Here is a 15,421-nt window from a genome sequence, read left to right on the forward strand (position 1 = left end):
CCTTACGGAGCATATCGACAATAAAATGCAATAGGTCTATTTACCCTTTAATCTTCCGAACACCTATGGTGTTATCACCGACCACAGGCTAAGATCAGCATGATATGGTTATTGTAGTTGAGGTTTATGCTGGTTGTAATATCGTATATAACTTATAATTGCAATAAGTGGTGTAATTATAACTATGTTAAATATTCCCAAAGATATAAAGACGGTGCAGCCGGTTGCGCACTTTATACCTGGTGATAACCCGTATAAGGATATCCAAAATGCGGCTGCCGATAGCAACACATCAAGTAAAAGACTGAGTAAAGTAATTGCCCAAAGTGGTAGATTGATTTGGTCATTTATCCTGCGTGATGAGAACTTCCATTGCAATATGGGGGATGTAAGTATCAGAATTAAGGGAATGATAAAAACTAACATCGTAATTGATTTACATTCATTAATGCCAATAGTTATAAAAAGTAACCCTGCTTAGTAAGCCACTTTTCCTCTGAATTATTTGATTTTTATAATTTCTGACTAAATAATTCAAACAGTCAATTATTAAACAAAATGTTGATAACTTGGCTTAGTTAATGATCGGTAATACTTTGCATTTGCCATCATAAAGTGGGTTTACACTTATTAGCTTGAAATTTTATTAATTAGTTGATTTTCAGTAAAGTAAGTGAATTTTAACCATGAAATGTGTAAACCATGTAAACCCACTTTTGGGGCTTTAGCCGAACTCATTTTTAAAACTTTACGAAGGGATAATTGTGGTGGATGTTTAAATTTATATTAATATAATTGTCACATTGTCAGGTTGTAGTTGTGGCAAGCTATTTGAATAGTATATATTTGTAATACAAAAATTTAAAAAATAGAAATCATGGCTTTAGAAATAACTGATGCGAACTTTGACGAACTTGTGCTGAAATCAGACAAACCCGTACTTATTGACTTTTGGGCAGAATGGTGTGGCCCTTGTAGAATGGTAGGTCCGGTTGTTGAAGATATTGCAAAAGAATACGCTGGCAAAGCCGTTGTTGGTAAAGTTGATGTGGACAACAATCCAGGTATATCAATGAAATACGGAATCCGTAATATCCCTGCCTTATTATTCTTTAAAAATGGCGAAATCGTTGATAAACAAATTGGCGCTGTTCCAAAATCAGTTTTAACCGACAAATTGGTTAAGCAATTAGCATAATAACAAAAGGCAAAAATTAAGTTTATTGATAGCTTAATTCACCATATTTATTACCTTAAAAAAGCGTTACCTATTTGGTGACGCTTTTTTTATACCATATATTAGCCCTATGTCCCGGTTAAATGATGATCAGCAAATAAGGCAAATGGCCAATCTGGAGCTGCTGGCCCGCCAGGTGGTGGAAGGGTTTATAACCGGCCTGCACCAGAGTCCTTTTCATGGGTTTTCTGTAGAGTTTGCCGAACATCGCTTGTACAATAATGGTGAATCGGTAAAAAATATCGACTGGAAGCTGCTGGCCCGCACCGAAAAATTGTTTGTAAAGCAGTTTGAGGAAGAAACCAACCTTCGTTGTTATTTATTGCTGGACACCTCATCGTCCATGAATTTCCCCGAAAAAGGGTTGAATAAGCTGCAGTTTTCGGTTTATGCAGTAGCCTCATTAATGTATCTGTTTAAAAAACAGCGCGATGCTTTTGGCTTGTGCCTGTTTTCGGATAAGATAGATTGGCTGAGTGCCGCCAAATCAACCAGTACTCATTTATTCTATTTGTATGCTGAGCTCGAAAAAATGTATAACACTCCCCGGGTAAATACGGTTACCGATATTACCGGCGTACTGCACCATATTGCGCAGGAGATACACCAGCGTTCTATGGTGGTTATCTTTAGCGATATGCTGGAGAATAGTCTCAATACCGAAAAGTTACAAGCATTATTTGCGGCCATACAACACTTAAAGTTTAATAAGCACGAAGTGGTTATATTCAATGTCCACGATAAGCAAAAAGAACTCGATTTTGATTTTGATAACCGGCCTCATCATTTTATTGATATGGAAAGTGGCGCCGAAATAAAAGTACATCCCGGTAAGATACGCGATGCTTATCAAAAAGCTTTAGCAGCGTACCGGCATGAGCTGGAGCTTAAATGTGCGCAATATCATATCGACCTGATTGATGCCGATATACAGGAAGGTTATCAGAACATACTGAAAACTTACCTGGTGAAACGGAATAAGATGATATAAAAAAAGGCTATTCTTAAATAAAAATAGCCTCTCTCAATAGGGGTAACACTTACTAAAACTGTTCAAAGTAATAAAGTTTGAATGAAGATTTAGTGAAGTTAAGTCAGGTGGTCAAATATCAGCTTTACAGCAGTTCCCTTGTTTTTTACGGAGTTTATTTTAATCTTAATGTTATGGAACGCGGTAATACTTTTTACTATAGCGAGACCCAAACCATAGCTTTCCTTTTCGTCAGTATCAAATTTCTCAAAACGATTAAAAGCATTATCAATTTGTTTTTGCTCCATACCCGCGCCCGTGTCGGCAATGGTGATAGCGTAAATATCATCAGTAAGGTCATCACTAATGGTTATGCTGCCTTTAAGATTGTTGTATTTTATAGAATTGTTGATGATGTTGAACAGTAACGTATGCATAAGCGGGCGGTTACCTTGTATCGAATAAATGTATTTGAGGTGATTGGTAAATGTTAAGTGTTTTTCCTCTATACGATCTTCTAACTCTTCGTGTATTTCTTTAATCACTTCGGCTATCATCACCATATCGCCTTTGTCAAACTGATTGTTTTCTACCTTTGATATAAGCAATAGGCTGTTGATAATTGATTTTAGGCGGTTGAGTGTTTTCAGTGAAGCATGCATCTTATTTTCACTGCCTTCGCTTAAATTATCATGCAGTAATATATTCTCAAGCCTCGAACTGATGATGGAAATAGGAGTAAGTAATTCGTGCGACACGTTGGCTATGAATTGCTTTTCCAGTATAAAAAGATTGGAGATCTTTTTCATTAATGAACTTATACTGTCATCAAGTAATTCAAAATCCTGAGTGGTGGTTTTAATTTTTTCGTAATCAAAATTCATAGGATCGTTCACCTTGATCAGCTTTCGGTCAATGATCTTATAAAATGGAGCAAGTAAAAATTTGGTGAATACCAGGTCGCTAATGAGGGTAAGTACCAAGGCAATAAACAATACCAGCAAGGTAAACTTTTTGATGATGGATTTTAATTCCTCAACAGATTCAATCGTTTCGCCTATTTGCAGCAGATAAGTATATCCGTTAAAATTAAACCGGTTAGATAATATACGATAGGTTTCCATATTTTTATCAACCTTCTTCGCCTCGGTAGTAAATATTACTTTGGTGTTAGTATTTGGTTGATATTTGACAGGGGTTATCGTAATAAACTCCTCCTTTAATATATTATAGTCGGTATATACTTTTTGTGCGGCTAAAAAACTGTTGATCTCCTTGGAAGAAAGGCTTCTTAATGTTGCTTCCTTCTTTTCCTCTAAACGTACCTCAATATGATTGTAGGATATTTTTTCTATTGATAGCAGGATAAGCAGGCCCGTAAATAAAATGATGGATACTTTGGTTAACGTATTGTATAGTGCCAGCTTTACCTGAAGTTTCATTTGGCGGGATATTTAAATTAAATATTAATGCGGTAACCAATGCTTCTTACGGTTTCAAACCAGTCGATAGAGATGTATTGCGATAGTTTTTTACGGAGATTTTTAACATGCACGTCTACAAAGTTGGAATCGGAATTGATCTCCAGTACATCGCCCCAAACATGCTCTGTAAGGTTAGTGCGCGATATTACCCGGTTTTTATTCAGCACCAGATAATTAAATATCTCAAACTCTTTTTTAGTCAGGTTAATTCGCTCTTCATTATACATCACCGTACGGTTCTGAATATTAACGCGTAATCCCTTGATATTAATATCATTACTCTCCAGGCGGTGTTTGCGACGCGTTATAGCGTGCATACGAGCCAAGAGTTCGCTCAGGGAGAATGGCTTTGCCAGGTAGTCGTCGGCGCCTTGTTCCAGGCCCATTACCCGGTCGTCAACAGCTCCGCGCGCGGTGAGTATAATAACGGCATCCTCGCGCTTTTCAAGTCCCTTTAGCATTTTTAGCAAGCCAAAGCCATCTCCATCGGGTAAACCAAGATCAAGTAATATAAAATCATAGTTGTTTACAAATATCTTTTCCTCTGCCGATTTCTTGGTGCGTGCATGTTCAACCGTAAAGCCTTCATGACTTAAAAACTCATCTACTTCAAGGGCCAAACCCTTTTCGTCTTCAACAATTAATACATTCATACGCCTGCAATTTACAAAAGATATAAGAATCAAGGTGAATTTCGGATTTCGGATGTTCAATTTCGGATTTTTATTTTAAAAACTGATTTCTCACATTCTGTCCCTCTTTTTGTTTGCGAATCCGAAATTTCAAATCCGAATTTCGAAATGAATGTAAATTATCGAAATCAAATTCAGTTTAATGCTGTTAAAGAATAAATACTACCTTCTATATATGAGACTTTCCATCGAACGAAAACCCATAAGAGTTAATCCCGATCCCAAACGCGTTATAGCCAGATTTTTTTTCAATGGGAACGATCGTGCCAAAGAAGTGATAAAACGGGTTATGGATATCAGCGAGGAAGAAGCATTTGGCATCATTTCGCCATTGTTGCAGGAGTATTCCAAGCGGCACCGCAACATTACCAGGGTACTAAACCGGCATTGCAATAAGCTAAAGCCATTATTTAGTGAACTGAATATTGATTTTGATACGCTCACCGTTTACCGTAAACTGCTGATCGGATCCTACTTTACGCATGAGTATTCTATCGAATCGGCAGCGTTCTTTAACCCATCAATCGTAGAAGATCCTGACCAAACCGAACTGGAAGATGGCCAAAAACGGGTGATCATCAGTTTTAGGGCAGTGGGCGAAGGCCATATCTCCTCCATCACTTTCAGAAGAGCCCTGATCGATAAACATAACGACATTTCCATTCAGCCCTCAGGCAGTTATATTGATGAGGCTGAGATAATCAGAAACGCGGTTTATAACAAAAAACTCTTTTTTGAAAAAGCCGCCATTACCCAGATCAATATCGACGTGATCAACGAGCTTGAATCAAAGCTCGACCATCATTTTGAATATGCCAACCTGCGCCGTATCATCCTCGACTCGCAGAAACTGCAGGAAAGTGATATAAAGCGGCTGGAGTATGATAAGGTACTCTGGCTGGCGGATTCCTACTATGAGATCGTATTTTCGCTGGATACTGATATATCCGACAGGGTCATATTCCCGATATCTGAGTATGAACGCAAAGGCATTGAGGATGCCCGCTTTGTAAAATTTATTAATGACGATGGTACCTATGTATACTATGCCACCTATACGGCTTATGATGGTTCGCTGATTATGCCCAAACTGTTACAAACTACTGATTTTTATAATTTCAAGATTATGCCCCTTTATGGTGCAGGCGCCCAGAACAAGAATCTGGCACTTTTTCCGCGCAAGGTGAATGGCAAGTTTGTGATGATATCGCGTATTGATGGTTGCAATAACTATATCATGTACTCAGACAAGATCAATATTTGGGAAAAGCCCATATTACTGCAGCAACCTAAATTTACCTGGGAGTTTATCCAGATAGGTAACTGCGGATCGCCGATTGAAACTCAGGAGGGCTGGATCGTGATTACTCATGGTGTAGGGCCGATGCGGCGTTATGTGCTGGGAGCCAGTCTCTTAAAGCTGGATGATCCAACTATTGAAATAGGCCGTCTGCGCGAACCCCTCCTAATCCCGAACAGCGACGAGCGTGAAGGATATGTACCCAATGTACTGTACTCCTGCGGAACCATTGTGCATAACGACAAGCTCATTATTCCGTATGGTGTGTCGGACTCATCAACTGCCTTTGCCGAAGTTTGTTTGGACGAATTGCTCAAGAAATTAAAGGAAGGCGCGGTGGAACACGAGGCTAAAACCAATAAGCATAAAACCTGATTCAAAAACTTTTTAAACCCTTTATTTTAACACTTTTCAGATCAAAACAGGATGAAAATCATTCAAAAGTTGCTTTGAAAACCCTCATTTTAACACTTTTTAACAAATTTTAACGCGATTTTGAGTGGTTTTAGAAACTTTAAAAAGTATTGAATAATTGTCAAATAACTAAATGCCAAATGGTCAGTTTCCGAAGCCCATACCAGTTGCCTGCAGGGTACAGGCAATAATAAAAAGCCTTAACTTTACCTTCACCAATTAGTAAAACATATGGGTAGCAAAGAACGCGTTGAACGTTTAAAAGCAGAGGTCCATCAGCTTATTATTGATGCGGCAATGGGTATCGTTAAAAATGAAGGATGCCAGGCCGTAAGCATCAGGAAAATTGCCGATACTATAGAATACAGTCCCACTATTGTATATTCCTATTTTCTGAATAAAGAAGCCGTTTTGATCGAACTGTCCAAACGTGGTTTTACCATGCTGATCAATTGCATCCAACAGCGGTTGGTGTCCGTGACCGACCCGAAAGAAAGAATGGATGCTATACTCAAAGCCGTTTTGTATTTTGCCACCAACGAAAACGAGCTTTACCAATTGATGTATACGGTAGGTACCAGTGTTGAGGATGTGGGAAAAGCCTTCCCGGCGCTGTCGACCTTTATCAACCTGTTCCGGGAAGAAATGAAACCCCTGGTAAAAGGAAACAAGCTTACAGAAAAAACTTTCTGGTGTAATTATCTTATCTGTATGTCTTTTGTGCACGGCCTGGTAGCCCTAAACCGCTATTATAAGGACATAGACCCCGCTATGAACAATATGGTATTAAAGAAAGCCATCGGTGGAATCATTAACACGATTGAGCTTTCATGATGTAAAATTCCCTTTAAGGCTCAGGGGGCTAATATCCGTTGATACAAACCTAAGTAATCAGCCACCATTTTATCCTTCGAAAACCGCGAGGCGGCCCAGGTATGGCAAGCCACCCGGTCGATGGTATTGATCTGATTTACAGCTTCCACGGCCTCATCAACGGTATCAATCAAAAAGCCGGTTTCGGTATCCCTGATCAGTTCGGGCATCGAACCACGGTTAAAAGCTATCACCGGGGTACCGCTAAGCATGGCCTCGGCCACACTCATGCCAAAAGGTTCGTTAAAACTAATGGGATGCAGCAGGGCATAGGCATTACCCAAAAGCTGTTTCCGCTTTTCCGGTCCGGCATGGCCTATGTAACTGATATCGCCAGATAAATGAGGTTCCACTTTTTCGCGATAATAATTTTCATCCTGAATGATGCCCGCTATCAGCAATCTGCGCTTACTTTTTTGGGCAATGGCAATAGCTTCGGCTGTGCCTTTATCCGTGTGGATGCGACCAAAGTACAGCAGGTATTCATCAGGCTTCTCGTAAAACTCAAAATCGGCGGTATCAAGCCCATTATAAACCGTAGCCAGATATTCCAGTTCCGCACTGCGATCGGCATTGCTGATACTCACATAATGATTATTGTGGTTGTATTTTTTATACACCGGGATAATGCGGGGCGATGAAAAACCATGTATGGTAGTGATCATGGGTGTTTTGATGAGGCCCGAGTAGGTAAGCGGCAAAAAATCAAAATTGTTATGGATGATATCAAACCGCCCGGCCTGCTCCATCAGGTTGCTGATGTGCAGGCATTCCAGCACTTTGGCATCCTGGCCGCGGTCTTCTTCATAACCTACGGCGCAAACCGATTCCAACTTGCCCGAGGTTATGGAATCGCCGGTAGCAAAAAGGGTAACATCGATGCCCAGCTTTACCAAGCCTTCGGCAATGTTTGATGCTATTTGTTCCCAGGGACCATAATGCCTGGGCGGTGTGCGCCAGGCAACGGGCGCTAATACGGCAACCTTCATCTTTTTAATTAGTGAATTATTGAGTTAGCGAATTAGTGAATTAGTGAGTAGTGAAAGGTGAATTGATATTGTTTACCAGCGCTATTCGAAGTCTCTGACTTCGGATGACTATGTTGGTAGTTTGCAGCTACCTATAGGCTCGTTTGTTTATTTTTATCTCTGTAGTCTAAAGACTACAGGCATAATTGTCCGAAGTCGGAGACTTCGGACAGCGCGAGTGAATAGCGAGAGGTGAATGGTGAATTGATATTGCCTACCCTCCATTCACTACTCACCATTCACCACTCACTAACAGATCTCCATTTTCTGATTACCATACCTGTTGTATTCGTATTCCAGCTCAAAGGCTTTCAGCACGGTTAGGTGCGATATCAGGTAGGCCAGTGTGCTTTCGGCGCCCTGGTTGCGGTTGATGCCGGTTGGCAGCAGTCCATCGCAGCAGCCCTTGGTTTCGTGGTCGTACAAGGGTGCCCGCAGCGTGTTTTCGCCCAGGAACCATTTATAACTCAGGAACATTTTCTCTACATATTGTGGTACCCTGAATATCTGGTATGCCTGAAAATGCATCAGCACCATGGCCATGGTTTCAATAGCCTGCTGATCAAATGTTGGGAAACTGCCACCGCGGTAATACCAGCCATCGTTACCTACGGGACTTAAATAACCGTTCGACAGGGTAAGCTTATCCAGGAAGGCCATCGTTGCCAGGGCTATCCGTTTGGCATCCTCGTTGCCGGTTATTTCGCAGGAGTGCAACAGGGCCAGTGGCAGTATGGCATTATCGTAGGTCATTTTTTCTTCGAACCATTGCCAATCGTGCGATTGAGTATTTTCATACGCATCGATCAAGGGCTGGGTAAGCCGGTTCAGTATTTTTATCATACCCTCATCGGTTGGGTACACATGCAGGTACAAACTGATACCGATAATGGTATTGGCCATGCCCCTTAAGTGCTGCAGTTTTTCAAAGTGCGGCACCGATTTATGGAATATTTCCAGTGCAAATTCCCGGTACGAATTGCTGGCCGCGCAGCCAATCAGATGACCCAGCGCCCAAATAGTACGACCGAAGGAATCCTCAGAGCCTACCTCGTCCAGATAGCGGCGGTCGAAACTCAGGAAATTGCGGAAATTGCCATCATCTGTTTGCATATAGTGAATGTAGCTGAGGTAGATGGGCAGCAGTTCGAAAGCTTCGCGGCTTTTGTTTCGCTGGTAAGCCATCAGGGCCATAATAAGGGCACGGGCGTTATCATCCAAACAATAGCCTTCTTTTAAATTAGGTATGCCGTATTTAGCATGTTGTACTATGCCGGTATCATCGGTTAATCTAAGGACATGCGCCAAACTAAATTTGGGCAATATCTCTGGGTCAACAATGCTGTTTTTGAGTATCTTGTCGCTAAAATCGAACTTCACACTGGCTTCCTGGGCCACTTTAATAAATTCGGCACCTACAACCGGCCAGCGTAAATGCAGGCCATACTGGTAGGCCTTTTCTTTTAATTCTTTCAGCACGCGGTCCTGGTCAAGCAGCTCAATAATGATATCGGCCAGGGCATCGGAGTTTTTAAAATCAAACAACCTGCCGCGCTTATCGGCCAGCAGTTCGGTTGCATGCCAGTATGGGGTTGATACTATAGCAGCACCGGCACCAACGGCATAGGAAAGCGTACCGCTGGTGATCTGTGCCTCATTCAGATAAGGTGTAACATAAATTTCGCAGGCGGTGAGATAGTTCACCAGCTCTTCCTCCGAAACAAATTTATTAATGAAAGCCAGGTTAGCCGATACGCCAAGCTGTGCGGCGAGGGTCTTGAGATGATCGCGGTATTCCTCGCCCGAGCTTTTGATGACGCCAGGGTGGGTATTGCCTAATACCACATACATTACGTCGGGGTGTTTGGCTACAATTCGGGGCAGGGCTTTTACCACCGTTTCCAGGCCTTTGTTGCGGCTCAGCAAACCGAAGGTTAACAATACCCGGTGGTTTTTGAATGATGAGAGGTTTTTAACCGGGTTATTGGCCGGTGCCTCCACATCCGGTACGCCGTGTTCAATGATCAGGATCTTTTCGGCCGGAATATCATAAATGGAGGTTAAAAACTCCAGAGCCCGCTGGCTCATCACTATTAATTTTGATGATTGTTCGGCTATTTCGCGAATGATGATGCGCTGCACATAGCTTGGATCTTTTAATACGGTATGCAGTATGGAGATCAGCGGTTTTTCGAGCCGATTGATCAGTGGTAAAATATAAATGCCGCTTTCGCCCCCGTATATGCCAAATTCATGCTCCATGATACATACATCAGCGTTGCTGGTGTTGATATAGTTGGCTGCACGGATATAATCTTTCTGATGGTCCTGGCGAATAACATATTTCACCTCCTCCGGGTACTCATAATGTTGCAGATTTTCAGAATCATTTAGCGCAACCACAAAACCGCCTTGTGCCAGTGATTGCCTTTCGGGGAAGTTAGCGTTAATAGCGCGCATGAGGTTTTGGTTGAAGGTAGCCAAACCACATTCGCGGGGAGGGTAGGTTGATATATATGCTATTTTCATATTAGGTATAAATGTTAAGACCGTAGGGTTATAGATTAAACAATTCTTTTTAATTAATTGTTTAAACTGTGACTATAAAAAAGTGCACTATATGCTTTATTTTAGCTCAAAACACATTTTTTCTGCCGCTTTTATATAGCGTATACCATAAATGCATAAACCATACCAATTTAATTCAAACTATAAAAAATAATATATTATTCAATAAAATAACTTGAAAGTTACTCTGGAGAGGAGGGCGCATTTTTCTCCACGCGTCATTGCGAGGTACGAAGCAATCCCCGATTTACAGAGACGCTCTGTACAGCATAGAGATTGCTTCGTACCTCGCAATGACGCGTTTGTTTATTATATAAGTCTTAATCGTTAACCTGCCGTATAATACTCAATAGCCTCCAATATCACACTACAGGCGTGTTCAATTTGGGCGGAAGTAATAATAAGGGGAGGGGCAATGCGCATGGAGTTGCTGCAATGCAGAAACCAATCAGTAATAATACCGTGTTCAATACAGCGGTCGATTATTTTTTTGTTCAAGTCGAAGCTGTCCAGTTCAACGGCCAGCATCAGTCCCTTGCCACGCACTTGTTTAATAGCTGGATGTACCAATAGTTTGCGGAACAGGGCTTCTTTTTCGGCCACGCCGGATACCAGGTTTTCGTCCAATAATACTTCGAGCGCTGCCAATCCGGCGGCACAACATACAGGATGCCCGCCGAAGGTGGTGATATGACCCAGGATGGGATTTTCCTTGAGCGCGCCCATAATAGTGTTGGAGGAGATAAAAGCGCCCACAGGCATGCCGCCGCCCAGCGCTTTGGCCAGCAGCAAAATATCGGGCACAATACCAAAATGTTCAAAAGCGAAAAGTTTACCGGTGCGACCAAAAGCAGCCTGTATTTCGTCCAGTATTAACAGGGTACCGGTTTCATCGCAGCGTTTGCGCAGTGCTTGCATATATGCGGCATCAGGTACACGGATACCGGCTTCACCCTGTATGGTTTCGATTATGACGCAGGCGGTTTGATCGGTGATCAGTTGCAGATCGTCTGCCTCATTAAAACGGATAAAGCTTATACCGGGTAATAAGGGGCGATAAGCCTGTTTAAATTCTTCGTTACCCATTACGCTTAGCGCGCCCTGGGTACTGCCATGATAGGAGTTATGACAAGCGATGATCTGCTGGCGACCAGTATAGCGCTTGGCTAATTTTAAAGCTCCCTCAACAGCCTCGGCGCCGGAATTGGTAAAATATACCGACTCCAGATTTTGAGGCAGCACAGATACCAGCTTTTCGGCAAAGCGCACTTGAGGGGTTTGCACATATTCGCCATAAACCATCAGGTGCATGTATTGATCAGCCTGGTGTTTAATGGCTGCTATCACTTTTGGATTGCCATGGCCCAGGCTGCTTACGCCAATGCCCGATATGAGGTCTGTATGGGCTTTGCCCGCCGTATCATACATATACACTCCCTCGGCCCGTTCAAACTCCAGTAATAGCGGAAAATTAGTGGTTTGCGCGTTATTGGCTAAAAAGAGCTGACGAAGAGTAGGCATGGGGAGGACAATTATTGAATTATTGAATTATTGAATTAGTGAATTAGTGAATCGAGAATGCAAAAATCAACATTCTGATCAACACTTTATATAATTATAAAATCAATAATTCAGTAATTCGATAATTCAACAATTGAAAACAATCACTAATTCAATAAATCAATAATTCAATAATTAATTAGTTTCCTGCTCTTTCGCTGCGTTCGCTGAGTTGTTTGATAAGTTCGTCGCGGAATTCGCGTTCGCTTTTGTAAAGTTCGCTCACTTTTTCGGGAGGGAGTATTTTCAAGAATGCGTCTTTATAACGCTTGCGTATGGCTACCTGCTGGCTTTCGTAATAAATTTCTTTATCTATTTGTTCGGTACCGTTGGCGGCCGCACTGGAATTGTTTAAGCGCTTAAGTACATTAACGGCAGTAAGCTCCTGCTGATATTGACGGTATACGGGCCAAAATTTGGCCGCTTCTTCATCTGTAAGGTTAAGCTGTTTGGTAATAAACCTGTCATGAGCTGCATCAAGCTTTTGGCGTGTATTTTTTTTATCACGTAATGGGGCAGGGGTTATCTTTTGCTTTTGCACCAGGTTGTTGTTTACCTGTGCAAAGGATTGGTAACCCGCTGCTATTACAAAAAATAAAATAAGAATATGCCTGATCAGTATGCGCATTAAAAAGTTTTGTTAATTAGTAGAATCCAAATAGTCCGACAAATCTTCATCCAAATTTGCAGTATTAATTTGCTGTCCGCCTTCCATCAGGGTACGGGTATCATTTGCATCTGCATGTAACTGCAGGTAGCTTTTAATTTCATCAACCGGCACTGTTGATAGCTGCTCATGTAAAAAAGAATGATCATGATTTACAGGCGAATCGCTGTTTCTGACCACCACACCAATACCCAGTATCAGGGCAAAGCAGGCGGCCGTAGCATACCTAAAGGTAGGCGACATGAACATTCTGCGTACGATGCCTTTCTTTTTAACGGCAGCGGGCAAGGTAACCACTTTAGCAGTAACCACCTCATCCTTGTTAATGGTTTTATTTAAAATATTCTGGCTTAACAGCTCAAAATAGTTCTCAGGTACGGTAAAACCTTCGGCTTCGCTGTTGATATGCTGCTCAACAGTTATCCGGCTTTGAATATTGCTGCTCAGTGTTTCAAAGTAATTTTCAGGCAGGGTAAAACTTTCGGCTTCATTGTTTACCAATTCGTCGATAGCTATCCTGCTTTGGATGTTACTGCTCAGTTCATCAAAATAATTTTCGGGCACACTAAAGCCCTGGTGCTCCGGGTTTAATGCCTCCTCAACAGTTATCCTGCTTTGAATGTTGCTGCCAAGTTCGTCAAAATAATTTTCAGGTACGGTAAAACCGGAGTCCTGTGTGTTCACAGCGTCCTCAACACGTATGCGGCTTTGTATGTTACTGCTTAATTGATCAAAGTAGTTTTCAGGCACAGAAAACCCTGTAGATGAGTTTTTTAACTCTTCCAGCCTTATGCGTGATGTTATATGCTGCGCTAATTCATCGAAATAGCCAGCTGGAACCACAAACGGATTCCTGGCATCAATCCGCTTTAGTGATTCATAATCATCCAGCCACTCTCTATTGTCCATATCGCTTTTCATACAGTACTATAGATGAATTTATTGCTAAAAGGTTTAACGTAATTCTGTATTAATTTTGAATTTAATCTCTCGACAGTAAAAAAGCCTCTATCTTCTTGACAGCCAGGTGAAAAGATGCCTTTAAAGCACCCACACTCGTGCCCAGAACGTCTGATATTTCTTCATACTTCATATCATCATAATATTTCATGTTGAAAACCAGTCGTTGCTTTTCGGGCAGGGTCAGTAATGCTTCCTGCAATTTACGCTGTGCCTGGTCGCCGTTAAAGTAACTTGAATCGGCCAGCGAATCGGCCAGTTCATAAGCTACATCATCCAACGGGATATTATTTTTTTGCTTTTTCTTATTCAAAAAAGTAATACACTCGTTGGATGCTATCCTGTACATCCAGGTGTATAGCTGGGCGTCGTTTCTAAAACCCAGCAGGTTTTTCCAAACCTTTATAAAAACATCCTGCACCAGATCATCCGCATCATCATGGTCAACAACCATACGCCTGATGTGCCAGTAAATTTTTTGCTGGTATTTTTTCAATAACAGGTTAAACGCTTCGTTACGTGTTTTTTCGTCCTGGAACTTACTTAAAATCTCTGAATCTTCAACCTGCAACGACATTTTTTAAATTTTATAGTTAAATGCTAATTACCGCATTTTGTTTTCTTTTCATTACCTTTTTTGCTGCCAGTATAATATGCTCAGCATCAAGGCCATACTTGGTCATCAGCTGTTCTGGTGTACCGCTTTCGCCAAAGCTGTCATTAACGGCCACATATTCCTGCGGTGTTGGGTTATGTACAGCCAGCACCTGTGCAATGCTGTCGCCCAAACCACCCAGGCGGTTATGCTCTTCGGCAGTAACCACACAACCTGTTTTGGCTACCGACTTTAATACGGCTTCGGCATCCAAAGGTTTTATGGTGTGTATGTTAATGATCTCGGCATCAATACCTTCCTCTGCCAGTATTTCGCCGGCTAATATTGCCTGCCATACCAGGTGACCGGTGGCAAATATACTTACATCTGCGCCTTCATTCACCATCCAGGCCTTGCCAATCTCAAATTTTTGGTCAGGATCGGTAAAAATAGGCACCACCGGCCTACCAAAACGCAGGTAAACCGGACCCTCATATTCGGCAATAGCCAGGGTAGCGGCTTTGGTTTGGTTATAATCGCAAGTGTTGATCACCGTCATACCCGGCAACATTTTCATGAGGCCGATATCTTCCAGGATCTGATGGGTAGCGCCATCTTCGCCCAGGGTTAAACCCGCGTGTGAGGCACAAATTTTTACGTTTTTGTTGGAGTATGCTATCGACTGGCGGATCTGGTCATAAACCCTGCCGGTTGAAAAGTTGGCGAAAGTGCCTGTGAACGGAATTTTACCACCAATGGTCATGCCGGCAGCAATGCCCATCATGTTAGCTTCGGCAATACCAACCTGTACAAAGCGTTCAGGAAATTCCTTGATGAAATCATTCATTTTTAACGATCCGATCAGGTCGGCGCAAAGGGCCACTACCTGGTCGTTTTTTCTGCCGGCTTCCAGCAGCCCGGCGCCAAAGCCCGAGCGGGTATCTTTTTTATCTGTGTAAGTATATTTTTTCATGAGCCTCACCCCAACCCCTCTCCAAAGGAGAGGGGCTTTTGGGAAATATTTTTATTGTATTATTTTCAATTTAAGTTGATTTGTAATGCTCCCCCTTCAG

Annotated in this window: 14 protein-coding genes; 5 read left to right on the top strand and 9 right to left on the bottom strand. The window is 42.0% G+C overall.

The window, feature by feature from the left end; all coding sequences use genetic code 11:
• The first annotated feature begins 184 nt into the window (after positions 1–184).
• The 3 genes from ACNURT_RS07605 (at position 185) to ACNURT_RS07615 (ending at position 2,228) form a co-directional block, all read left to right on the top strand.
• Positions 185–481, top strand: a complete 297-nt coding sequence (locus ACNURT_RS07605) for a hypothetical protein (RefSeq protein WP_419701222.1) — start codon at positions 185–187, stop codon at positions 479–481.
• Between the two features lie 396 nt (positions 482–877).
• Positions 878–1,198 carry a thioredoxin gene (gene trxA, locus ACNURT_RS07610; RefSeq protein WP_370999267.1) on the top strand — a complete coding sequence of 107 codons (321 nt, stop codon included), beginning with the start codon at positions 878–880 and terminating at the stop codon, positions 1,196–1,198.
• Between the two features lie 109 nt (positions 1,199–1,307).
• Positions 1,308–2,228, top strand: coding sequence for a DUF58 domain-containing protein (locus tag ACNURT_RS07615; protein WP_419701223.1), 921 nt, complete (start codon positions 1,308–1,310; stop codon positions 2,226–2,228).
• A 98-nt stretch (positions 2,229–2,326) separates the two neighbouring features.
• Here the strand turns inward: ACNURT_RS07615 and ACNURT_RS07620 are convergent, their stop codons facing one another.
• On the bottom strand, positions 2,327–3,649 hold the full coding sequence (locus tag ACNURT_RS07620; protein ID WP_419701224.1) for a sensor histidine kinase: 1,323 nt from the start codon (positions 3,647–3,649) through the stop codon (positions 2,327–2,329).
• A 17-nt stretch (positions 3,650–3,666) separates the two neighbouring features.
• Positions 3,667–4,344, bottom strand: a complete 678-nt coding sequence (locus ACNURT_RS07625) for a response regulator transcription factor (protein ID WP_419701225.1) — start codon at positions 4,342–4,344, stop codon at positions 3,667–3,669.
• A gap of 214 nt (positions 4,345–4,558) precedes the next feature.
• On the opposite strand from ACNURT_RS07625, the gene ACNURT_RS07630 reads away from it, so the two are divergent.
• Together ACNURT_RS07630 and ACNURT_RS07635 are read left to right on the top strand one after the other, a co-directional pair.
• Positions 4,559–6,058 carry a glycoside hydrolase family 130 protein gene (locus ACNURT_RS07630; RefSeq protein ID WP_419701226.1) on the top strand — a complete coding sequence of 500 codons (1,500 nt, stop codon included), beginning with the start codon at positions 4,559–4,561 and terminating at the stop codon, positions 6,056–6,058.
• Between the two features lie 270 nt (positions 6,059–6,328).
• Positions 6,329–6,931: a TetR/AcrR family transcriptional regulator gene (locus tag ACNURT_RS07635; protein ID WP_419701227.1), complete on the top strand. Its 603-nt coding sequence runs from the start codon at positions 6,329–6,331 to the stop codon at positions 6,929–6,931.
• 20 nt (positions 6,932–6,951) lie between these two features.
• Here ACNURT_RS07635 and ACNURT_RS07640 read toward each other — a convergent pair whose 3' ends face one another.
• From ACNURT_RS07640 to ACNURT_RS07670, 7 genes are all read right to left on the bottom strand, one after another.
• Positions 6,952–7,959, bottom strand: coding sequence for a glycosyltransferase family 4 protein (locus tag ACNURT_RS07640; protein WP_419701228.1), 1,008 nt, complete (start codon positions 7,957–7,959; stop codon positions 6,952–6,954).
• A gap of 288 nt (positions 7,960–8,247) precedes the next feature.
• Positions 8,248–10,527, bottom strand: coding sequence for a glycosyltransferase (locus ACNURT_RS07645; RefSeq protein ID WP_419701229.1), 2,280 nt, complete (start codon positions 10,525–10,527; stop codon positions 8,248–8,250).
• A 366-nt stretch (positions 10,528–10,893) separates the two neighbouring features.
• Positions 10,894–12,087 (bottom strand): aspartate aminotransferase family protein, encoded by a 1,194-nt coding sequence (locus ACNURT_RS07650; protein ID WP_419701230.1) that lies wholly within the window; start codon positions 12,085–12,087, stop codon positions 10,894–10,896.
• A 178-nt stretch (positions 12,088–12,265) separates the two neighbouring features.
• Positions 12,266–12,754: a hypothetical protein gene (locus ACNURT_RS07655; protein ID WP_419701231.1), complete on the bottom strand. Its 489-nt coding sequence runs from the start codon at positions 12,752–12,754 to the stop codon at positions 12,266–12,268.
• 12 nt (positions 12,755–12,766) lie between these two features.
• Entirely contained in the window at positions 12,767–13,714 is a 948-nt protein-coding gene (locus tag ACNURT_RS07660; protein WP_419701232.1) for a hypothetical protein, read from the bottom strand.
• Between the two features lie 61 nt (positions 13,715–13,775).
• Positions 13,776–14,330, bottom strand: coding sequence for an RNA polymerase sigma factor (locus tag ACNURT_RS07665; protein WP_370997538.1), 555 nt, complete (start codon positions 14,328–14,330; stop codon positions 13,776–13,778).
• A gap of 16 nt (positions 14,331–14,346) precedes the next feature.
• A complete protein-coding gene (locus tag ACNURT_RS07670) occupies positions 14,347–15,321 on the bottom strand; it encodes a transketolase family protein (protein WP_419701233.1) in 975 nt (324 codons plus the stop codon).
• Positions 15,322–15,421 lie beyond the last annotated feature (100 nt).

Source organism: Mucilaginibacter sp. NFX135 (assembly GCF_048565145.1).
GTDB lineage: Bacteria > Bacteroidota > Bacteroidia > Sphingobacteriales > Sphingobacteriaceae > Mucilaginibacter.